17 protein-coding genes and 1 pseudogene are annotated in these 22,811 nt (G+C 56.2%); 8 read left to right on the plus strand and 10 right to left on the minus strand.

What is annotated here, in order from left to right:
- The first annotated feature begins 115 nt into the window (after positions 1-115).
- From ldtD to DR88_RS17710, 3 genes and pseudogenes are all read left to right on the plus strand, one after another.
- Positions 116-1,887 (plus strand): annotated as a pseudogene (gene ldtD, locus DR88_RS0125370) (L,D-transpeptidase LdtD).
- Positions 1,888-2,189: 302 nt separating this feature from the next.
- Positions 2,190-2,741 carry a peptidoglycan L,D-endopeptidase MepK gene (gene mepK, locus DR88_RS17715; protein ID WP_002898198.1) on the plus strand — a complete coding sequence of 184 codons (552 nt, stop codon included), beginning with the start codon at positions 2,190-2,192 and terminating at the stop codon, positions 2,739-2,741.
- A 13-nt stretch (positions 2,742-2,754) separates the two neighbouring features.
- Positions 2,755-3,402 (plus strand): MBL fold metallo-hydrolase, encoded by a 648-nt coding sequence (locus DR88_RS17710; RefSeq protein ID WP_025861636.1) that lies wholly within the window; start codon positions 2,755-2,757, stop codon positions 3,400-3,402.
- Between the two features lie 68 nt (positions 3,403-3,470).
- Here the strand turns inward: DR88_RS17710 and DR88_RS17705 are convergent, their stop codons facing one another.
- The 4 genes from DR88_RS17705 to DR88_RS17690 form a co-directional block, all read right to left on the minus strand.
- Positions 3,471-4,661 (minus strand): amino acid aminotransferase, encoded by a 1,191-nt coding sequence (locus DR88_RS17705; protein WP_002898202.1) that lies wholly within the window; start codon positions 4,659-4,661, stop codon positions 3,471-3,473.
- Between the two features lie 187 nt (positions 4,662-4,848).
- Complete coding sequence (gene ompK35 / locus DR88_RS17700; protein WP_004141771.1) at positions 4,849-5,928, minus strand: porin OmpK35; 1,080 nt, start codon at positions 5,926-5,928, stop codon at positions 4,849-4,851.
- A gap of 591 nt (positions 5,929-6,519) precedes the next feature.
- Positions 6,520-7,920, minus strand: coding sequence for an asparagine--tRNA ligase (gene asnS, locus DR88_RS17695; RefSeq protein WP_002898206.1), 1,401 nt, complete (start codon positions 7,918-7,920; stop codon positions 6,520-6,522).
- A gap of 175 nt (positions 7,921-8,095) precedes the next feature.
- Complete coding sequence (locus tag DR88_RS17690) at positions 8,096-8,557, minus strand: Lrp/AsnC family transcriptional regulator (RefSeq protein ID WP_002898209.1); 462 nt, start codon at positions 8,555-8,557, stop codon at positions 8,096-8,098.
- A 311-nt stretch (positions 8,558-8,868) separates the two neighbouring features.
- Between DR88_RS17690 and dpaL the strand changes: the two genes are divergently transcribed.
- The 4 genes from dpaL (at position 8,869) to DR88_RS17670 (ending at position 13,940) form a co-directional block, all read left to right on the plus strand.
- Positions 8,869-10,080: a diaminopropionate ammonia-lyase gene (gene dpaL / locus DR88_RS17685; RefSeq protein WP_004147824.1), complete on the plus strand. Its 1,212-nt coding sequence runs from the start codon at positions 8,869-8,871 to the stop codon at positions 10,078-10,080.
- A gap of 122 nt (positions 10,081-10,202) precedes the next feature.
- The gene (locus tag DR88_RS17680) at positions 10,203-11,492 is read left to right on the plus strand and encodes an aromatic amino acid transport family protein (protein WP_004147826.1); all 1,290 of its coding nucleotides are present in this window, start codon (positions 10,203-10,205) and stop codon (positions 11,490-11,492) included.
- Between the two features lie 24 nt (positions 11,493-11,516).
- Positions 11,517-12,755: a Zn-dependent hydrolase gene (locus tag DR88_RS17675; RefSeq protein ID WP_004147827.1), complete on the plus strand. Its 1,239-nt coding sequence runs from the start codon at positions 11,517-11,519 to the stop codon at positions 12,753-12,755.
- 18 nt (positions 12,756-12,773) lie between these two features.
- Positions 12,774-13,940, plus strand: a complete 1,167-nt coding sequence (locus DR88_RS17670; protein WP_004147828.1) for a M20 aminoacylase family protein — start codon at positions 12,774-12,776, stop codon at positions 13,938-13,940.
- Positions 13,941-13,982: 42 nt separating this feature from the next.
- Here DR88_RS17670 and pncB read toward each other — a convergent pair whose 3' ends face one another.
- Positions 13,983-15,185 (minus strand): nicotinate phosphoribosyltransferase, encoded by a 1,203-nt coding sequence (gene pncB, locus DR88_RS17665; protein ID WP_002898217.1) that lies wholly within the window; start codon positions 15,183-15,185, stop codon positions 13,983-13,985.
- Positions 15,186-15,511: 326 nt separating this feature from the next.
- On the opposite strand from pncB, the gene pepN reads away from it, so the two are divergent.
- Complete coding sequence (gene pepN / locus DR88_RS17660) at positions 15,512-18,127, plus strand: aminopeptidase N (protein WP_002898220.1); 2,616 nt, start codon at positions 15,512-15,514, stop codon at positions 18,125-18,127.
- A 204-nt stretch (positions 18,128-18,331) separates the two neighbouring features.
- Here the strand turns inward: pepN and ssuB are convergent, their stop codons facing one another.
- The 5 genes from ssuB to ssuE are packed head-to-tail and all read right to left on the minus strand — an operon-like array spanning position 18,332 to position 22,576.
- Positions 18,332-19,105: an aliphatic sulfonates ABC transporter ATP-binding protein gene (ssuB, locus tag DR88_RS17655; protein WP_004150838.1), complete on the minus strand. Its 774-nt coding sequence runs from the start codon at positions 19,103-19,105 to the stop codon at positions 18,332-18,334.
- Positions 19,102-19,893, minus strand: coding sequence for an aliphatic sulfonate ABC transporter permease SsuC (gene ssuC / locus DR88_RS17650; protein ID WP_025861640.1), 792 nt, complete (start codon positions 19,891-19,893; stop codon positions 19,102-19,104). The genes ssuB and ssuC overlap by 4 nt, the downstream gene beginning before the upstream one ends.
- 10 nt (positions 19,894-19,903) lie before the next feature.
- Positions 19,904-21,049 carry an FMNH2-dependent alkanesulfonate monooxygenase gene (gene ssuD / locus DR88_RS17645; protein WP_002898293.1) on the minus strand — a complete coding sequence of 382 codons (1,146 nt, stop codon included), beginning with the start codon at positions 21,047-21,049 and terminating at the stop codon, positions 19,904-19,906.
- Entirely contained in the window at positions 21,046-22,008 is a 963-nt protein-coding gene (locus tag DR88_RS17640) for a sulfonate ABC transporter substrate-binding protein (protein WP_004141753.1), read from the minus strand. Before DR88_RS17640 ends, ssuD begins: the two co-directional genes overlap by 4 nt.
- Complete coding sequence (gene ssuE / locus DR88_RS17635; RefSeq protein WP_002898296.1) at positions 22,001-22,576, minus strand: NADPH-dependent FMN reductase; 576 nt, start codon at positions 22,574-22,576, stop codon at positions 22,001-22,003. The genes DR88_RS17640 and ssuE overlap by 8 nt, the downstream gene beginning before the upstream one ends.
- Between the last annotated feature and the right edge of the window lie 235 nt (positions 22,577-22,811).

Raw genomic sequence — 22,811 nt, forward strand, 5'->3', positions numbered from 1 at the left:
GGTATAATCTTTAAGCTTCTTTACATTAGGTAAGGCAAAAGCCTTTTCGTCTTTATATACTGTGTTAAAGCCCACGAATTTGTGGGCGGCAATGTGTGACAACAGGGGGCAAGGGATGTTGCTTAAGAAACGGTATGGTCGTCCATTGTCAGCGCTCAGTCTGAGCCTGGCAATGGCATTTGCTCCGCTGTTCAATGTCCAGGCCGCAGAGCCTGAAGTCGTACCAGGTGATAGCTCCGCTACGCCTGGAGAGCTTTCCGTCGCGCTGTCGCAAAGCGACGGGCAATCGCCGGCGGTCGCGAAGCTGGCCGGTGAGCAGCCGCTGTCGATGGAAGCCGCGGCGAACAGTCGCGCCCAGATCGAAGCGCTATTGCCGGCTGGCTACAAACCCGTCTTTATGAATCCGCTGGTCTCGCTATACGCCGCCAGGGATATGAAACCGATGTGGGAAAACCGCGAGGCGGTGCAGGCGTTCCAGCAGCAGCTGGCGGAGATCGCCATCGCCGGTTTTCAGCCGCAGTTTACCACCTGGGTCAGTCTGCTGACCGATCCTGCCGTCACCGGTATGGCGCGCGATGTGGTGTTGTCTGATGCCATGATGGGCTATCTGCACTTTATCAGCGGCATCCCCACCCAGGGGACCCGCTGGTTATATAGCTCGACACCGTACAAGATGGCGACCCCGCCGCTGTCGGTGATTAACCAGTGGCAGCTGGCGCTGGATAATGGCTCCCTGCCGGCGTTTATCGCCGGCCTGGCTCCGCGTCATCCGCAGTATGAGGCCATGCACCAGTCGCTGCTGGCGCTGGTGGCTGATTCACGTCCATGGCCGCAGATGACCGGCAGCGGCTCGCTGCGCCCGGGAGAATGGAGCAATGATATCGGCGCGCTGCGCGAGATCCTCCAGCGTACCGGGATGTTGGAAAATTCCGCCAATATCGTTCTGCCCGGCGACGTGGTGAGTCCTTCGGCGAAGAAAAAGAGCAAGCCCGCGGCGCGCGGTGTGTACGATCGCCAGCTGGTGGAGGGCGTTAAGCGCTTTCAGGCCATGCAGGGGCTGGGGGCGGATGGGGTCATCGGCCAATCCACCCGTGACTGGCTCAATGTCTCATCGGCGCAGCGCGCTGGCGTGCTGGCGGTCTGCTGCCAGGCAAACTATCGACCGGTATCATGGTGAATATTCCCGCGTTTTCGCTGGTCTATTACCAGGACGGCAGTCAGGTGCTGGCCTCGCGGGTGATCGTCGGACGTCCGGACCGCAAGACGCCGATGATGAGCAGCGCGCTGAACAACGTAGTGGTCAATCCGCCGTGGAACGTACCGCCCACCCTGGCGCGCAAAGATATTCTGCCGAAGGTGCGTAATAATCCTGGCTATCTGGAGCAGCATGGCTACACCGTGATGCGCGGCTGGAACAGTAAAGAGACCATCGATCCTTACCGGGTTGACTGGTCAACCATCACCGAGAACAATTTACCGTTCCGTTTTCAGCAGGCGCCTGGGGCACGTAATTCACTGGGGCGTTACAAGTTTAATATGCCGAGTTCGGATGCTATCTATCTGCACGATACGCCGAACCATAATCTGTTTCAGAAGGATGTCCGTGCGCTCAGTTCCGGCTGCGTCAGGGTCAATAAAGCCTCGGAGCTGGCCAATATGCTGCTGCAGGACGCGGGCTGGAATGACACGCGCATATCCGACGCCCTGAAGCAGGGGGATACGCGCTATGTCAATATTCGGCAAAATATACCGGTGAATTTATATTACTTAACGGCGTTTGTGGACGCTGATGGACGTACACAATATCGAACAGATATTTACAATTACGATATCACCGCGCGATCCAGCGCACAAATTCTGACGAAAGCGGAACAATTAATCAGGTAAATGAAGTAGTTCAATGGATTTTGTTGTCCTAGCACTGGGTAAAAAAGGGCGCTGCACCTCTGCAGCGCCCGATTTTCCTGGGGTGAGGCTGCCTTGACGTTGGCAATAATGCCCGGTAAGGTGCCTTTCGTGCGCCAGAAGTGCATATACATATCATTCCGCTCAATGCGTAGCGCGGTTAGCGCGAACGTTCTCCTTTGCCGGGCAACATCTCGGTCGTGGCGAGCGATAGCGAGCTGATCCTGGCATCGCGCAAAGCGGAAAAAGTATATAACGATTCATTGACTGTAGACCTGATTATCATGGACAAATTTGACGCTAATCGCCGCAGATTGCTGGCGTTGGGTGGCGCTGCGCTGGGTGCTGCCGCCATTCTCCCTGCGCCGGCATTTGCCACCCTCTCGACCCCCCGTCCGCGTATTTTGACGCTGAATAACCTGCATACCGGTGAATCGCTCAGGGCGGAGTTTTTCGATGGCAGAGGCTATATTCAGGATGAATTAGCAAGACTTAACCATTTTTTCCGTGACTATCGCGCGAATAAAATTAAGTCCATCGATCCAAATCTGTTCGATCATCTTTATCGGTTGCAGGGACTACTTGGCACCAACAAACCTGTCCAGCTTATCTCTGGCTATCGTTCCCTTGATACCAACGATGAGCTTCGCGCACGAAGCCGTGGTGTAGCGAAACACAGCTATCACACCAAGGGGCAGGCGATGGATTTCCATATTGAAGGTATTTCGTTAAGCAATATTCGCAAAGCGGCGTTATCTATGCGCGCAGGTGGTGTAGGATATTACCCACGTAGTAACTTTGTGCATATTGATACCGGTCCCGTAAGGCACTGGTAACGAAAGGAGCGTCATGAACTATCGTATTATTCCGGTTACCGCGTTCGCGCAGAACTGTTCTCTTATCTGGTGCGGGCAAACCCGGCTGGCGGCGCTGGTCGATCCTGGCGGCGATGCTGAACGTATCAAAGCGGTGGTGGCGGAGGCTGACGTCACGCTGATGCAGATCCTGCTGACGCATGGCCACCTCGATCACGTTGGCGCCGCGGCTGAACTGGCGCAGCATTATGGCGTACCGGTTATTGGTCCGGAAAAAGAGGATGAGTTCTGGCTGGAAGGATTACCGGCGCAAAGCCGGATGTTCGGCCTGGAGGATTGCCAACCGCTGCGTCCGGATCGCTGGCTTAATGAAGGCGATGTGGTCAATGTGGGGAATGTGGCGCTGCAGGTGCTGCACTGCCCGGGCCATACGCCGGGCCATGTGGTCTTTTTTGATGACGCCTCCCGACTGCTGATCTCCGGAGACGTGATTTTCAAAGGCGGGGTGGGACGCAGCGATTTTCCGCGCGGCGACCATGGGCAGCTGATTGCGGCTATCAAGGAAAAGCTGTTGCCGCTGGGCGATGATGTGACCTTTATTCCCGGCCATGGTCCGCTGTCGACGCTGGGTGAGGAACGCCGTAATAACCCGTTTCTGCAGGATGAGATGCCGGTCTGGTAACAGACATGACGCGAACACATAAAAAAGGCCGCATTCGCGGCCTTTTTCTTTATACCGAATACTATCGCTTACAGTACGGCGACGATGGCTTCGCACAGCGGCGCCATATTGTCAGGCGTCATCCCGGCCACGTTGATACGTCCGGAAGCTACCGCATAGATGGCGAACTCTTCACGCAGGCGCAGCACCTGCTCTTTAGTCAGGCCGCTGAATGAGAACATGCCGTTCTGCTGGCTGATAAAGCTGAAGTCGCGGCTCGCGCCTTTCTCCTGCAGGGTATTGACGAACAGCAGACGCATACGCTGGATGCGCTGGCGCATATCGGTCAGTTCCTGCTCCCAGATTGCCCGTAGCGCATCGTTGCTCAGAATGGTGGCGACCACGGAGGCGCCATGCGCAGGCGGGTTCGAGTAGTTGGCGCGGATCACCGACTTCATCTGACTGAAGGCGCGGTCTACAGTCTCTTGATCCGCGGCGACCAGAGTGCAGGCGCCGACGCGCTCGTTGTACAGGCCAAAGTTTTTCGAGTAGGAGCTGGCGACCAGCAGCTCTTTATGTAGAGCAGCAAAAGCGCGTAGCCCTTCAGCATCTTCTTCCAGACCGCGGGCGAAGCCCTGGTAGGCGAAATCGAACAGCGGTAGCCAGCCTTTTTCCACCGACAGCTGCGCCAGCTGCTGCCACTGATCGAGCGTCGGATCGATACCGGTCGGGTTGTGGCAGCAGCCGTGGAACAGTACCACGTCGCCCGCCTGGGCTTCGTTCAGGCTGGCCAGCAGACCATCAAAGTCCAGCGCGTGGTTAGCCGCGTCATAGTAAGCGTATTCGCGCACTTCCAGCCCGGCAGAGGTGAATACGCTTTTATGGTTCGGCCAGCTCGGATTACTTACCCACACACGTTTCACGTCTGTGTTTTTGGCGAGGAAGTCTGCGGCGACACGCAGCGCACCGGTACCGCCCGGTGTCTGCGCGGTGCGGGCGCGTTTATCAGCGATAATCGCATTGCCTTTACCGAACAGCAGCTCCTGGGTGCAGCGACCAAATTCAGGAATACCATCGATGCCCAGATAGTTTTTAGTCGTTTCATTTTCCAGCAGATACTGCTCTGCTTTTTTGACGCTGGTCAGAACGGGCGTTTTACCGGTTTCATCCTTGTAAACACCAATTCCGAGGTTAATTTTTTCAGGGCGGTCATCGGCACGAAACAGATCGGCCAGACCTAAAATCGGGTCGGCTGGGGCGGCGGTAATGTTCTCAAACATGACGAGGTTCCATTGTGATTACTGAAGGGAAATCCGCTATCAGGTTAACGGGAGAATAACGAATTGCCAACCGTTTGCGACAAAAAGCGCGAAGGTTTTCGAAAGAGACGATCTTTGTCTCACGAATACAGAAAAGCAGGACCGAAGTCCTGCTTTGAAGGCATATCACGAAGGGGTGTACTGCAGATTAGAACTGGTAAACGATACCCACGGCCGCCTGGTCGTCAGTGGCGACACCAGCCGCTTTGGTGTAATCGTTGTCGTCCAGCTGGTTGAATTTATACGCAGCGTAGACGTTCATGTTCTTGTTAAAGTAGTACCAGGTACCCACTTCGATGTATTTAACCAGATCCGCATCGCCGCCGGAGAAGCCAGCACGCGACTGCAGGTCCTTGCCTTTGGTCTGTACGTAGCCGATGGACGGACGCAGGCCGAAGTCAAACTGATACTGTACAACTGCTTCAAAGTTCTGAGTTTTACCGGCGAAGTGGTTATCTTCTTCCGGAGTCATGTTGTAAGTCTGGGAGTACATGACGGCCGCATAGATGTTGTTAGCGTCATATTTTGCAGAGGTCGCCCAGGCTTCGGCTTTGTCGCCATTGCCGTCAGCTTTCTGATCGACGCTACGGTTAGAGCTGGAGTAGCCTGCAGACAGTGCGATACCGTTGTCGAACGCGTAGGTGGCTGCGGTGCTGAAGCCGTCGCCATTCTGCTTGCGAATCGCACGGTCATGGTCGTTTTTACCCTGGTACTGCAGCGCGAAGCTCAGACCGTCAACCAGACCGAAGAAGTCGGAGTTACGGTAGGTTGCGACGCCGTTGGTACGACCGGTCATGTAGTTGTCGGTATAGTTCCAGCCGTCACCGCCCCATTCAACCAGCATATCGGTTGCCGCTTCGACGTCGTAGATCGCGCCGTAGTTACGGCCATAGTCGAATGAACCGTATTCGCCCGCTTTCAGGCCCGCGAACGCCAGACGGGTTTTTGTGGTCTGGGAACCTTCAACATTGGACGCGTCCATGTTGTATTCCCACTGGCCGTAGCCGATCAGCTGATCGTTGATCTGAGTTTCGCCTTTCAGGCCGATACGGGCATAGGTGGTATCGTCGCTGCTGGTGTCGCCATTGGTGGTCCAGACGTGCTCGCCGACCATTTTTCCATAGAAGTCCAGTTTGTTGCCGTTTTTGTTATAGATTTCTGCAGCGTTGGCTGCACCGGCTACCAGCAGGGCAGGGATCACCACTGCCAGAATATTGCGCTTCATCATTATTTATTACCCTCATTAATATTTTTTATATGAACACGTGCCACTGCCGTCAATAAGTTCTGTCAATAAAAACTTACAGAACCATTGATGAGAGTTTGGTGTCTGAAGGCATCTTTCCATCCGCGACAACGTTTCGCTAGCCGGAAAATGCTACGAATATCTCATATGAGTAACAAAACGAAAAATCATGTAACTAAATGTGTATTTAACGGAACTTTGTGAACTTAATCAAAATTCCGTTCCACCGGATAAGGGAAAACGCGATTGCTTATCTATCTATATGAATTATTTATGATTAATTTGGCTAAGCGGCAATTCGTTCATTTTGTGTATTGAATTCGTATTCTTTTTATTCAGTCTCTGTCTTTGCAAGATGTGCGGGTAAAGGTCAAAAAATGAGCAAATTTATCAGCGGTTTTGCTCAGTTATGAACATAAAGTGCGATCTGCATCACCAGGATGCACCGAAACAGTGCGTAACATAATTGTGATTTCCGGGTCTTGATGTTTAAGGTTGTTGAATTTTACTAACAGTAATTGACATAAAAAAAGGCCAGCTTGCGCTGGCCTTTCAGATTGATGTCAGAAAAATTTAGAATGTCGCGTTGCGCGGCGTCCGCGGGAACGGAATAACATCGCGGACGTTCTGCACGCCGGTGACGTAAGCGATGAGGCGTTCGAAGCCCAGACCGAAGCCGGAATGCGGCACGGTGCCGTAGCGACGCAGGTCGCGATACCACCAGTAGTCTTCTTTGTTAAGCCCCATCTCTGCCATACGCGCGTCAAGCACGTCGAGACGCTCTTCACGCTGGGAACCGCCGATAATCTCGCCGATGCCCGGCGCCAGAACGTCCATTGCCGCGACGGTTTTACCGTCTTCGTTAAGGCGCATATAGAACGCTTTAATGTCTTTCGGGTAGTTTTTCACCACCACCGGCGCTTTGAAGTGCTCTTCGGCCAGGTAACGTTCGTGCTCAGAGGAGAGATCCACGCCCCAGTACACCGGGTTCTCGAACTGTTTGCCGCAGTTTTCCAGAATGGTGACGGCGTCGGTGTAATCCACCTGGGCAAAATCAGCGGTGATAAAGCGCTGCAGACGGTCGATAGCGTCTTTATCCACGCGCTCGGCGAAGAACTGCATGTCGTCCGCACGCTCTTCCAGTACCGCTTTGAAGACGTACTTGAGCATCGCTTCCGCCAGGCCGGCAACGTCGTTCAGGTTGGCGAAGGCCACTTCCGGCTCCAGCATCCAGAATTCCGCCAGGTGGCGGCTGGTGTTGGAGTTCTCGGCGCGGAAGGTCGGGCCGAAGGTATAAATCTTCGACAGCGCACAGGCGTAGGTCTCGCCGTTCAGCTGGCCGGAAACGGTCAGGAACGACTCTTTACCGAAGAAGTCTTTGTCGAAATCGACTTTGCCCTGATCGTTACGCGGCAGGTTTTCCAGATCCAGCGTCGACACGCGGAACATTTCGCCGGCGCCTTCGGTATCGGAGGCGGTGATCAGCGGGGTGGAAACCCAGAAGAAGCCCTGTTCGTTGAAGAAGCGGTGCAGCGCCTGCGCCAGGGTGTGACGCACGCGGGCTACCGCGCCAATCAGGTTGGTGCGCGGACGCAGGTGCGCTACTTCACGCAGATACTCGATGCTGTGGCGCTTGGCCGCCATCGGGTAGGTGTCCGGGTCTTCCACCCAGCCGGTCACTTCCACGCTGGTCGCCTGGATCTCAAAGCTTTGACCCTGACCCTGAGAAGCCACGACTTTACCGGTGACAATCACCGAGCAGCCGGTGGTCAGACGCAGCACTTCCTGATTGTAATTGGGCAGAGAATTATTAATAACGGCCTGTACAGGATCAAAGCAGGAACCGTCATAGACGGCGAGGAAAGAAAAGCCAGCTTTAGAATCTCGGCGGGTACGCACCCATCCGCGGACCGTGACTTCGCTGTCAACGGCAACGCGGCCCTGGAGTACGTCGGCTACAGGCACAACGCTCATAATAATCTCTCTATGTAGTCCAATAAAAAAGTCTCTTCCCCCAACAGCGGGGGGATATCTATGTTACCTGTCATCTTCCATCAGACAAGTAGATTTCGCACAGGGAAGGGTGGATTTCGGAAATAAATACACCTCCGGGGCGTTCTTTGGCTCCCCATGTCGACTTTTACACGACTTACTCGATAATGACCGTCATTTCCTGCTTCGCATTTTGCATCGACACGATGGTCCGGAAAGACTTGATATTTCCCGAGGCAAAAAAGAGTTCACGGGTTAGCGCTTCGTATTCCGCCATATCACGGACGTTGATCACGAGCAGAAAATCGAAGTCGCCAGTGACATAGTAGACCTGCTGCACTTGCGGACAGGTTACGAAACGCTGTTTATCCTCCTCAAGCAGATCGAGACGTTCATTCTCAATGGTTACCTGCACCATAATGGTGATTGGTCTTCCCACTTTACTGGCGTCCACTAAGCTAACACTGCCTTTAATCACCCCTGCATCCTCCAGTGCAGCGATACGCCGATTGACTGCCGAAGGAGACAGGCTGATCCGATCGGCGATCTCCCGTTGCGACAAGCGATTATTACGCTGCAAGAGCGTAAGAATTTTTTTATCCCATGCGTCAAGTTTCATCATATATCTCGTCCTGCAAGCCTGTGATCAACCTCACTAATGCAACGTTGTTGCGTGTGAATGATAAAACAGAGTGAAAATTGCGGCGCGATGGGCAACTTTGCGCCAATTAACCGCCGGGCGCAGTGTACCATCACAGGCAGTGGGAAAGCGGTATATCGCGACAAAAAGCCTCTCACATTCTGACTTAACCAATTTAAAGCGACCGTCCTGTCCCAGGCCGCACGGATCCGTGCACCCGTCGTTTAGGCGGAATGGTCGCAAATAACGTTATCGTCGCAGGACGATATGAAAATAGAGGTGCCTGAATAGTGGACACAATTAAATATCAACTTAACGCCCGGCGGCAGCCCTATGGCCAGGGAGCAGACTTGAGTCTGCTGAATGAAAGCGTGGGGAACGAAGTGCTGGCATTCCATCAAAAATTTCCTGATTACCGGGTCACGCCGCTGCGTAAGCTGGAATTTTTAAGCCAGCGGCTGGGGCTGGGATCGATCCATATAAAAGATGAAGCGCAGCGATTCGGTTTGAATGCGTTTAAAGGATTAGGCGGATCTTATGCGATGGGGAAATATCTCGCCGCTCTGCTTGAGCGAGATATTAATACGTTGAGCTTTGCCGAGCTTAATTCACCAGTGATTAAGGCGCGTATCAAGGACATCGTATTTGTGACTGCTACCGACGGTAACCACGGACGTGGCGTGGCGTGGGCGGCTGAGCAGCTTGGGCTGCGTGCGGTGGTGTATATGCCAAAGGGCTCGTCGCCGGTACGCGCGCAGAATATTCGCCGGCATGGCGCCGAATGCACGATTACTGAACTGAACTACGACGACACAGTTCGGCTGGCGGCCAAAACCGCGCGCGAGCAGGGATGGGTTCTACTCCAGGATACCGCCTGGCAGGGCTACGAGCAGATCCCCACATGGATCATGCAAGGCTATATGACCCTCGCTGTTGAAATCTGGCAGCAGCTGGCAGAAAGCGGAGCGCCGATGCCGACGCATCTGTTTTTACAAGCCGGGGTCGGGTCGTTTGCCGGTAGCATCATGGGATATTTCATCGAAAAGATGCAGCAGCAGGCTCCCACCATCATCATCGTTGAGCCGCACAAGGCGAACTGCCTGTATCGCTCGGCAACCATTAATGACGGACTGCCGCACAGCGTCGGCGGGGATATGTCAACTCTGATGGCCGGGCTTGCCTGTGGTGAACCTAACATCACCAGCTGGCCAATGCTCCGCGACCATGCCACCTGTTTTATTTCCGCCGACGATTGTTTGGCGGCCAACGGCATGCGCCTGTTGGCCGCTCCGCGTCCAGGTACTGACGAACCTTTTGTCTCCGGGGAATCCGGCGCTATTGGCACAGGAGTGCTTTATGCGCTGATGACTCAACCGGCGTATCGCGAGCTTGCCGAATCGCTGCGCCTGAATGCCGATGCACAGGTTCTGTTAATCAGCACGGAAGGAGATACATCACCCGATGTCTATGAAGACATCGTCTGGTTTGGCCGTAATGGTTGAGCGCTATCGACAATAACAAGGGGGCCATCTTACCTACCCTACAAGCCCTCGGTATGACAAGCGTTCTGACTCATAACGAAAACATACGCGCTTTCGCGTCATGCATAGAGAGAACCTGACCGATGAATACTGAAAATATAATTATCAATAAAGGATGTTCCGATCCCGCAAAGTGGCATAGCGAAGATACCGTTTGGGTCCTTGGCCTGTTCGGTACCGCCATTGGCGCCGGGGTGCTGTTTCTGCCGATTAATGCCGGAATTGGCGGCTTCTGGCCGCTGCTGATTGTTTTTGTCCTCGCTTTTCCTATTACTTATCTGGCTCACCGCGGTCTGGCGAGATTCATTTACTCTTCCAATACGCCGGAAAGCAGTATTACCGATGTTATTGGCGAGCATTTTGGCGCGCTGGCGGGAAAAGTATTTACCGTCATCTATTTCTTCGCTGTCTATACCATTCTGATTATGTATGCGGTGGCTATCACCAACACCGCGCAGAGCTTTATCACCCACCAGTTGGCAATGGCCGAGCCTCCCCGGTCGCTGGTGGCCATCGTTCTGATCCTCGGGCTGATGTTTATCGTCCGTTTCGGACAGCGTTTGATAATGCGGGTGATGAGCACCCTGGTTTATCCCTTCATCATCTCGCTTATTTTTATGGCACTTTTTCTGATTCCGCACTGGAACGGCGCAATTTTGCAAACCGTAAGCTTCAGCGCCACGGGCGATGGGCAGGGGATCATATTATCCCTGTGGATGACCTTCCCGGTACTGGTGATGTCGTTTAACCACTATCCCATCATTTCGCCGATGGTGGTGCGCCAGAAGAAGCGTTACGGTCTGGCGCTCGCTGAGGGTAAATGTGCGCAGATCCAGCGCTACGGTATCCTGCTCATGACGGTGGTGGTGCTGTTTTTTGTTCTCAGCTGCGTGTTAAGCCTGTCGTCGCAGCAACTGGCGGAAGCCAAAGCCCAGAATCTGTCGATTTTGTCCTATCTGGCCAATCAGTACGATACACCGATTATTGCCTGGCTATCGCCGATTATCGCCTTTGTCGCTATTACTAAATCATTTCTTGGCCACTACATCGGCGCCTATGAATCGCTGCGCGACCTGATTCTGGAGGCCGCCGCCGCACGCGGTAAAAAACCCGGTATTCGCCTCGTCGACGCGGTCATCCTGGTGTTTATGGTGCTTACCTGCTGGTTCGCCGCGTACAAGAACCCCAGTATCCTCGGTATTATCGAATGCATCAGCGGCCCCACCGGGGCGGCAATTCTGCTGCTGTTGCCTATGTACGCCATTCATAAATTACCGGTGCTTGCCCCCTGGCGCGGTAAAGCGAGCAACGTTTTCGTCACCCTGATCGGTCTTATCACCGTATCTGCCATTTTTTACGGCATGTTCCAATAGCCACCATTATTAGCGAGATGTTATATGAGTCATTATCTGCAGATTAACGGCCAACGGCTTATCGATTCCCTGTATGCACTTGGCGAACATGGTGCGCTGCCAGGCGGCGGTGTATGCCGCCTGGCAGCGACTGCCGAAGATAAAGCCGGCAGGGACTTTGTTGTAGCCCGCATGAAGGCGCTGGGCCTGAGCGTGTCAATTGATGCTATCGGTAATGTCACCGGCGTTTATCACGGCGAGGAGACGTTGCCGATGGTGATGATGGGGTCACATATCGATACCGTCGCCACCGGTGGGTTATACGATGGCAACTACGGCGTTATGGCCGGCCTTGAGGTGATTGCCACCCTCCAGGATGCCGGGATCCGCACCCGACGACCGTTGGCGGTAACCTTCTTTACTAACGAGGAGGGGGTGCGATTTCAGCCCGATATGATGGGCAGCGTGGTGTTTGCCGGCGAGTATCCGTTGGCGCTGGCGCTCGCGGCAAAAGATCTCGACGGTATCACGCTCGATGAAGCGCTGCGTAACATTGGTTATAAAGGCGAACGTCAGCCGGGAGATATGGCGGTAGATAGCTACGTTGAGCTGCATATCGAACAGGGACCAATTCTTGATAAAGAGCAGATTGATATTGGCGTGGTTACCGGCGTACAGGGTATTTCGTGGCAGGAATTTACCCTGAGAGGCGTATCGAATCATGCGGGTACTACCCCAATGTCCATGAGACGTGATGCCGGGCTGGCGGCTGCGAAAATCGCTGTTTTTGCCCGTGAGCTGGCGCTAAGCCTTGGTGGTAATCAGGTAGCTACCGTTGGACATTTCAGCGTGAAGCCTAATCTGATCAACGTCATTCCCAACCATGTCGTCATGTCAGTGGATCTCCGCAATACCGATAATGCGATCTTATGTCTGGCGGAGCAGCAATTGGCCGAATTTGTCGCGAAAACGTCGCAGGAAGAGGGCGTGGAGATAACCAGCCGCTCACTGGTGCGCTTTAATCCGGTCATTTTTGCCGATGAGATCGTCAATGCGGTGGAAGCCGAGGCGGAGCGTCAGGCGCTCAGTTACCGACGTTTGCCAAGCGGCGCCGGACACGATGCACAATTTATGGCGTCGGTATGTCCCGCCGGGATGATTTTTGTCCCCTGCGTCGATGGCATTAGCCATAACGTCAAAGAACATAGCGCAGCCAAAGATCTGATTGCTGGCGCCAATGTGCTGCTGCAGGTGGTTTTACAGCGCGCCCAGCGTATGGACTAATGTTTACAGGAGCAGAGAATGAATCAGCAACAGCTAAAGCAGCAGCTTATCGCCTGGCGTCACTATTTGCATGCCCATCCGGAAAGCGCCTTCGAGGAGCAGAATACTTCACGGTTTATTGCCGAAAAGCTCGAAGCTATGGGCATTGAGGTGCACCGCGATATTGGCAAAACCGGGGTGGTGGGGAGATTGAAATGCGGCGACGGGAAGGGCGTTATCGCTATTCGTGCCGATATCGATGCCATTCAATTGACCGAACAGGGAGACTGGTCTTACCGCTCCATGACCGCCGAGCGGATGCACGGCTGCGGACATGATGGTCATACCTGCATTGCGCTGGGCGCGGCGCAGTTGCTATTGCAGCGGCAGAATTTTAACGGCACGGTCTGCTTTGTTTTTCAGCCTGCTGAGGAACCTGGCTATGGCGCCAGAGCGATGATGGACGATGGCGTTATTGAACGCTTTGGCATAGAGGAAATCTACGGTCTGCATAATATGCCGGGTATGAAAGCCGGGACTATCGCCACGCGAGTCGGTGGCATTATGGCCAGTGAAGATAACTTTATTATTCGTATTAAAGGGCAGGGAGCGCATGCGGCGCGGCCGCATATGGCGAAAGATCCGCTGGTCATTGCGGCTGAAATCATCCTGGCTTTGCAGACAATTGTTTCGCGAAATGTTGATCCGAACGTGCCAGCGGTCATTTCCTGTACTGAACTGCACACCGATGGCATCCGCAATGCGATTCCGACGCACGTCGAAATCAAAGGGGATACGCGCAGCTTTGCACCGGAAGTGCAGATGCTGCTCGAAGAACGAATGCGTACCATTAGCGAAGCGATTTGCGCGATGCACGGTGCGACGTGCCAGTTCAGCTATACCCATGAATTTGCGCCAACGGTGAACTGGCAGCAATGCGTTGATGTGGCGGTCACCGCTGCGATTAACGTGGTAGGGGCTGAGAAGGTGGACGGCAACGTCGCACAGATGATGATTTCGGAGGATTTTGGCGCTTTTCTGCAAAAAATCCCCGGCTGTTTCATCTTTTTAGGCAACGGCGATAGTTCAGATGCTCAGGGCAATACACCGTTGCATAATGCCTGCTACGACTTTAATGATGAGATATTGCTAACTGGCGCGGAGTATTTTGCCGAGGTCGTCAGAGCCCGTTTGCCGCAGGAGTGATATTGATTGGCCCGATAGCAGAATGCCGTCGGGCCATGTTTTTTAGCTTGCCTTTTTAATCGGCGGCAGGTCGAAAGCCTCGCGCAGGGCGCGGACGAAGGCCTTATCGTGGCAGATGGTTTTCCCCGGGCTGTCGGAGAGTTTCGCCACCGGCTTGCCGTTACATTCCACCAGCTTAATCACGATATTGAGCGGTTTAACCTGCGGCAGATCGCAGGTTAAACGGGTGCCGATCCCAAAGCTGAGCTTCACCCGCGAGGCGAAGTGGCGATACAGATCGACGGCTTTGGCCAGGTCGAGATTATCGGAGAAGACCAGCACTTTGCTCAGCGGATCGATACCCAGCTTCTGATAATGGGCGATAGCTTTTTCTCCCCATTCCACCGGGTCGCCGGAATCGTGGCGCAACCCTTGATAGCGGGTGGCGAATTCCGGACCGAAATCGCGCAGGAACGCATCCATAGTGATGCAGTCGGTCAGCGCGATCCCCAGCTGGTCGGGATACTCTTCCAGCCAGGCGGCAAGGGCCGCCCGCTGGCTGCTGGCAAGGCTGGGGCTGATCTGCTGGTGGGCCTGGAACCACTCATGGGCCTGGGTACCCATCGGGGTTAAATTCAGACGGCGCGCCAGATCGTAATTGCTGGTGCCGACAAACCATGGTTCCTGCTGCAGACGCCGCACAATACCTTCCTGCACCTCGCGTGAGAAACGACGGCGGGTGCCGAAGTCCATCAGACGGAAGGCGCTCATATCGAGGTCAGCGGTCATGGTGGCGAAGTCGCCTAGCTTATGTTCCAGCGTGTTGAGCGCCTGATCGACGCCCATCTCTGGTGAACGATAGCGATGGACCAACTCGCTTATCACCGCCAGCAGCGGGACTTCCCACATGATGGCTTCCCGCCATGGGCCGGTAAGGCGAATGTTCAGCTTACCATTGTCATTGCTGACCGTGACCTGGCTCGGGTCATAGCGAAAATCGCGCAGCCAGTTGAGGTAATCCTGGCGAAAAAAGGGAAGGGTGGACAGCCAGCGATATTCATCATCCCGCAGCCTCAGGTCGCGCATGGACTCCACCTGCTCGCGGATCGCGTCGGCATAGATGCCGAGCAGGTCGTCTCCGCGGCAGCGAAACTCCGCCGCCACATGCACATCGCCGTAGCGGTGGAAGACAGCCTGCTGCATGTGCAGCTTATAGGCATCCGTATCAAGCAGCGAGTGCAGTACAGGAGAAGTGAATTGTGTCATGGTGCGCAGTAGCATCCTCTCACTGGAGCGTTCCATCGAAACCAACGCGGAAAATGGAGGCGGAGTATACCTTTATTACCCGACTCTGTCCCGCGATGGCGAGCAATGGTGACGCTGACGGTCATTTGCGAGGCCTAGTTTAATATATTGAACATGGATCACACCACAAGCTTTGCGTCGGGTCGAGGGCATTTCGTGCCGCGAGTGTTAACAAAATGTAGCGATTTCCGTGTTTCACGTTGAAAAGATGAAGATTCTGCATAGCGCGATTGACACAACAGGAATAGACTGGGACGACACTTTACCGAAGATGCTAAAGGTTTTTTATGACACAACAGCCCCAAGCCAAATACCGCCACGACTATCGTGCGCCGGAGTATCTGATTAGCGATATCGATTTGACCTTTGACCTGGATGCCGCAAAAACCGTTGTTACGGCCGAGAGCAAGGTCTCCCGCCACGCGGCTGCGTCTGATGTGCCATTGCGCCTGGACGGCGAAGATCTGACCCTGATCGCTCTGCAGGTGAACGGCCAGCCGTGGAGTGACTATAAAGAAGAAAACAATCAGCTGGTGATCGGCGGCCTGCCGGAGCATTTCACCCTGACCATCGTCAATGAGATCAGCCCGGCGGCGAACACCGCGCTGGAAGGCCTGTATCAGTCAGGCGAAGCGCTGTGCACCCAGTGCGAAGCGGAAGGTTTCCGCCATATCACCTGGTATCTGGACCGTCCGGATGTGCTGGCGCGCTTTACCACCAAAATTATCGCCGATAAAGCGAAATACCCGTTCCTGCTTTCCAACGGCAACCGTATGGCGGAAGGGGAGCTGGAGAACGGTCGTCACTGGGTACAGTGGCAGGATCCGTTCCCGAAGCCGTGCTATCTGTTTGCGCTGGTGGCCGGTGATTTTGACGTCCTGCGCGATTCATTCCGCACCCGCTCTGGCCGCGAAGTGGCGCTGGAGCTGTACGTCGATCGCGGCAACCTCGATCGCGCGCCCTGGGCGATGACCTCGCTGAAAAACTCTATGAAGTGGGATGAGGAGCGCTTTGGCCTCGAGTACGACCTCGATATCTATATGATTGTCGCCGTCGACTTCTTTAATATGGGTGCCATGGAGAACAAAGGACTCAACGTCTTTAACTCCAAATATGTTCTTGCCCGTACCGATACCGCCACCGATAAAGACTACCTCGATATTGAGCGCGTGATTGGTCATGAATATTTCCATAACTGGACCGGCAACCGCGTCACCTGTCGTGACTGGTTCCAGCTCAGCCTGAAAGAGGGGCTGACCGTGTTCCGCGATCAGGAGTTCAGTTCCGACCTCGGCTCACGGGCGGTGAACCGCATCAACAACGTGCGCACCATGCGCGGGCTGCAGTTTGCCGAAGACGCCAGCCCGATGGCGCACCCGATCCGTCCGGATATGGTTATCGAGATGAACAACTTCTACACCCTGACGGTCTATGAAAAGGGTGCCGAAGTGATCCGCATGTTGCACACCCTGCTGGGTGAAGAAAACTTCCAGAAAGGGATGCAGCTGTACTTTGAACGCCATGACGGCAGCGCCGCCACCTGCGACGATTTCGTGCAGGCGATGGAAGATGCCTCTAACGTCGACCTGTCGCACTTCCGCCTCTGGTACAGCCAGTCCGGTACGCCAATCGTCACCGTGCATGACGACTATAATCCGGAGACCGAGCAGTATACGTTGACCATCAGCCAGCGTACGCCGCCGACCGCCGAGCAGGCCGAGAAGCAGCCGCTGCATATCCCGTTTGCCATTGAGCTGTACGATAACGAGGGCAAGGTGATCCCCCTGCAGAAGGGCGGCCACCCGGTACACCCGGTGCTTAATGTGACCCAGGCCGAGCAGACTTTCGTCTTCGATAACGTTTATTTCCAGCCGGTGCCGGCGCTGCTGTGCGAATTTTCAGCGCCTGTGAAACTGGAATACAAGTGGAGCGATCAGCAGCTGACCTTCCTGATGCGTCACGCGCGGAATGATTTCTCGCGCTGGGATGCGGCGCAGAGCCTGCTGGCGACTTACATCAAGCTGAACGTCAACCGCCATCAGCAGGGGCAGCCGCTGTCGCTGCCGGTGCACGTAGCGGATGCCTTCCGCGCCATCCTGCTGGATGAGAAGATTGATCCGGCGCTGGCCGCTGAGATCTTAACCCTGCCGTCAGCCAACGAAATCGCCGAGATGTTCGCGATTATCGATCCGATCGCCATCGCCGCCGTGCGCGAAGCGCTCACCCGCACCCTGGCGAACGAACTGGCGGACGAATTCCTCGCGGTTTATAACGCCAATAAGCTCGACAGCTATCGGGTGGAGCACGCCGATATTGGTAAACGCGCTCTGCGCAATACCTGCCTGCGCTACCTGGCGTTTGCGGAACCGACGCTGGGCGATAAGCTGGTGGCGACGCAGTATCACCAGGCAGATAACATGACCGACGCGCTGGCCGCCCTGTCGGCGGCGGTTGCCGCTGAGTTGCCGTGCCGCGATGCGCTGATGCAGGAGTACGATGACAAATGGCATCAGGACGGTCTGGTGATGGATAAGTGGTTTATCCTGCAGTCCACCAGCCCGGCAGCCAACGTGGTGGAAACCGTGCGCGGTCTGCTGAACCACCGTTCGTTCAGCATGAGCAACCCGAACCGTGTGCGCTCGTTAATCGGCGCTTTCGCCAGCAGCAACCCGGCGGCGTTCCATGCTGAAGATGGCAGCGGCTATCAGTTCCTGGTGGAGATGCTGACCGAGCTTAACCAGCGTAACCCGCAGGTGGCGTCGCGCCTGATTGAGCCGTTGATTCGTCTGAAGCGTTATGATGAGAAGCGACAGGCGCTGATGCGCGCCGCGCTGGAGCAGCTGAAGGGGCTGGAGAATCTCTCTGGCGACCTGTTCGAGAAAATCAGTAAGGCGCTGGCGTAACGGTGCCATAACCCCGGATTGCGGCGCGCCTTGCGCCCTGTCCGGGTTACCCGTTATCGTGGTGATGTTGTCGGGCGGCGCGATGCTTACCCGACCTGGAATACACGGCTGATTTGGCGTTGGTAGCCCGGCTGTGCAACGCGCGAGCCGGGGACATGTCGGATGACGATATGCCCCCGTTCAGATAGCGGACAGTTACTCCGGTCAGCCATGACTAAACAAACGCGGCGCACGCTCGCTGTCGCCGCGTTTCATCACCCGATCCAGTACTTCAGCCTCCAGCTCGGCCAGCTTCGCCGAACCGGTGCGCCGCGGTCGCGGGATATCCACGCTTAAATCGAGGCCAATCTTCTTCTCTTCAATTAACAGCACCCGATCGGCCATGGCCACCGCTTCACTGACGTCGTGCGTGACCAGCAGGACCGTAAAGCCATGCTCCTGCCACAGGGAGACGATCAGCTCCTGCATCTCCAGACGGGTGAGGGCATCCAGCGCCCCCAGCGGTTCGTCCAGCAGCAGCAGGCGCGGGCGATGGATCAGCGCGCGGGCCAGCGCAACGCGCTGCTTCTGCCCACCCGACAGCGCGGCCGGCCACTCCTGTGCGCGGCTTTCAAGTCCGACGCTGGCCAACGCCTGCAGGGCGGCGTCGCGCCAGGCGCCTTTTAACCCCAGCCCCACGTTATCAATCACTGTTTTCCACGGCAGCAGGCGCGCATCCTGAAACATCATCCGGGTGTCGTCCTGGATCGCCGCCAGGGGCGTCGCGCCAGCCAGCAGTTCGCCGGCGTTTGGTTTTTCCAGACCTGCCAGCAGGCGCAGCAGGGTACTTTTGCCGCCGCCGCTGCGGCCTACCACCGCCACAAACTGGCCGCTGGGAATATGCAGATCCAGCTCGTTAAGAATGGTGTTGTCGCCATAGCGTTTCGTCACCCCGTTCAGCAGCAGCGGGATACCTGGGTTGAGACGGGCAGTGTTCATGCGTTAGCCTCCTGAAGATGATACGCCGGATTCCAGCGCAGCCAGAGCCGTTCCAGCAGCAGGGCGCAGACGTCGGCCAGTTTGCCAAGGATGGCGTAAAGAATGATCGCCACTACCACCACGTCGGTTTGCAGAAATTCACGCGCGTTCATCGCCAGATAACCGATGCCGGCATTCGCCGAGATAGTTTCGGCGACAATAAGCGTCAGCCACATCAGACCAAGGGCAAAACGCACGCCGACCATAACTGAGGGCAGGGCGCCGGGTAATATCACGTGACGGAACAGGGCGAAGCCGGATAAGCCATAGCTGCGCGCCATCTCAACCAGCCCACGGTCAATATTGCGGATCCCGTGCCAGGTGTTGATATAGATCGGGAACAGGGTGCCCAGCGAGACAAGGAAGATCTTGGCGGTCTCATCGATGCCGAACCACAAGATCACCAGCGGGATCAGCGCCAGATGCGGGACATTGCGCAGCATCTGGATCGAGGTATCCAGCAGACGCTCGCCCCAGCGAGACAGGCCGCTGATCAGGCCGAGTATTAGCCCGATCGAGCCGCCGATGGCGAAGCCGACCAGCGCCCGCCATGAGCTGATGGCCAGATGCTGCCACAGCTCACCGCTGGCCGAGAGGGTCCAGAACGCTTTCAATACCCCCTCCGGCGAGGGCAGCACCCGCGTCGACAGCCAGCCGACGGACGAGGCCAGCTGCCAGACAATGACCGTCCCTACCGGCAGCAGCCAGGGGGCGAGGCGTAACAACAGGGGATGGGTTGATTTTGCCATCACGGTCTCCTCAGCTTTGCGCTACTTTACGCGGAATAAACTCGTTGGCGACCGCTTCCCCCTGCAGACGCAGGTTTTGCGGCTGCGGGATGGACGGCACCGCGACGTCAAGCAGGGGGAACAGCAGCTCTCCGACCCGGTACGCCTCTTCCAGATGCGGATAGCCGGAAAAGATAAAGCTATCGATACCCAGCGCGGCGTATTCATTGATCCTTTCGGCAACGGTGGCGGCATCGCCCACCAGCGCGGTCCCGGCGCCGCCGCGCGCTAAACCCACGCCAGCCCACAGGTTGGGGCTGATTTCCAGCTTATCGCGTCGCCCGTTGTGCAGGGCCGCCATCCTTTGCTGGCCAACGGAGTCGGTTCTGGCGAAAGCCGCCTGGGCGCGGGCGATCGTCTCGTCGTCAAGATGGGAGATAAGGCTGTCCGCCGCCTGCCACGCTTCCTCGTTGGTTTCCCTGACGATCACGTGCAGACGGATGCCAAAACGCACCTGTCGACCATGCCGGGCGGCTTTCTCTCGCACCTGAGCTATTTTCTCTGCCACCTGGGCCGGCGGTTCTCCCCAGGTAAGATAAAGATCGACCTGCTCAGCGGCCAGCTCCTGCGCCACCTCAGACGAGCCGCCGAAATAGAGCGGTGGACGCGGCTGCTGCAGTGGCGGAAACAGCAGTTTGGCGTCGCGAACGCGCTGATGCTTGCCGTTAAAGGTGACGGTTTCTCCCTCCATCAGCTTGCGCCAGATGTGGGTAAATTCAGCCGAGGCCTCGTAGCGCTCGGTGTGGTCGAGGAAGACGCCGTCGCCTGCCAGTTCGGCAGGATCGCTGCCGGTGACCAGATTGAACAGCGCCCGGCCGTTTGACAGCCGGTCCAGGGTCGCCGCCTGACGCGCGGCCACCGTCGGCGATACCACGCTTGGCCTGAGGGCGACAAGGAATTTCAGCCGCTGCGTCACCGGGATCATTGAGGCCGCGACCAGCCACGCATCCTCACAAGAGCGTCCGGTCGGGATCAGCACGCCGGTGAAGCCCAGCCGATCCGCCGTCTGCGCGATTTGCTGCAGATAGCCATAATCGACCGGACGGGCACCCTCTTCGGTACCCAGATAACGACCATCACCATGGGTCGGTAAAAACCAGAACATATTCAGACTCATGATTTCGCTCCTTGTGTGGCGGTGGGCTGCCAGATGCGGGCCCGGATATCAACTTTTTTTGGCACCAGCTTGTTCTCGTAGAACAGGTCTGCCGTCTGCTGCTGGCGAGCGGCGGTTTCGGCGCTCACCGGGGTAACCGCGGTGGGGGGACGATGGTCCAGATAGCTGGCGATCACCGCCTCCGGTAAGCCCATCGTTTTCGCCAGCAGCGTAATGCTTTGCGCGCGTTGGCTGTGGGTCAGGGCATCGGCCTGAGTAAAGGTGTCGAGTACGCCTTCAATGAAAGCGCCATTGCGTTCAGCGTAGGGCCGGGAAGCAAGATAGAAGGATCCCGTCTGTTTCAGATCGGTTCCGTCAGTGAGTACCCGGGCGCCGCCCTGCAGCAGCGCGGCGGAGTAGTACGGATCCCAGATGGCCCATGCGTCGACATTGCCCTGCTGAAAGGCGGCGCGCGCATCGGCGGGGGCAAGGTAAACCGGCTGAATATCGCTAAATTTCAGACCTGCGAGCTGTAGGGCGCGCAGCAGCAGATTGTGGGAGCTGGAGCCTTTCTGGAAAGCGACCTTTTTCCCTTTTAACTCAGCAACGTTATGAATCGGGCTGCCCTGCGCCACCAGGATCACCTCTGCCTTGGGCTTGGGCGGCTCCGCGCCGATATAGACCAAATCGGCGCCTGCCGCCTGGGCAAAGATAGGCGGAATATCGCCGGTACTGCCGATATCAATGCTGCCGACGTTCAGCGCCTCCAGCATCTGCGGACCGGCCGGGAACTCAATCCACGAGATATGGGTTTGCGGATAGCGCTGCTCCAGCAGCTGATGGCTCTTCGCCAGCACCATGCTGACGCTGCCTTTCTGGTAGCCGATGCGCAGAGCGTCAGGCGCCGCCGGGGCGGCGTGACCCAGCGTAGAGAATAGCAGCAGTCCGCCCAGAGTCAGGGCGCGGAGAGGATTAAGCATGCTCCACCCCACGCAGAGATGTTAACGACGGCGCACGGCTGCTGGGGCGATGCAGCGCCTGCCAGAAGGTCTCCAGGGCGTCATCAAGGCGCCGCTGCAGATTCGCGGTAAACTGCGGCTTATGCTGGTAATCGGTCACCTGGCTGTCATCAGCGAAGACGCCATGGAGGATCTCCTGGGCCTTGAGGGCATTCAGCACTGGCTTCAGCGCGTAGTCCACCGCCAGCATGTGAGCGATGGTCCCGCCGGTGGCCAGCGGCAGCACAATTTTGCCCTCCAGCGCTCGCTCAGGCAGCAGGTCGAGCAGTGTTTTCAGCGCGCCGGAGAACGAGGCTTTATACACCGGCGTGGCGATGATCAGGCCATCAGCCCCGGCCAGCTGTTCGTTGAGCGTCTGCAGCGCCGGGTTGTCAAAACGAGCGTACAGGAGGTCTTCCGGGGCAAAGTTCTGCAGATGCCAGTGACAGACTTCGATATCGGCGGCGGTGAGCGTCTCTCTGGCGTATTCCAGCAAGGCGCTGGAACGGGAAGGGTAACGCGGGCTGCCCGCAAGGGTAATGACGCGCATCTCTCTCTCCTTATAACTAAATGTTTGCATTTATCTATAATTGATAACATTTATAGTGAGTGTGACAGAGGGCCATTATTTCCCTAAATGATTTATCCGCGGTTAGATAGCCGAAAAGCGCATAATGGCGCGCGGGGTAGGTAATCGTTTGCGCTGATGGGGGATTTTTTGTCGCAGGTCAATTCCCTTTCCGCAACAGATCGCACATAATACGCCCCCGGTTTGCACACCGGGA

The sequence above is a fragment of the Klebsiella pneumoniae genome (assembly GCF_000742135.1).
Lineage (GTDB): Bacteria > Pseudomonadota > Gammaproteobacteria > Enterobacterales > Enterobacteriaceae > Klebsiella > Klebsiella pneumoniae.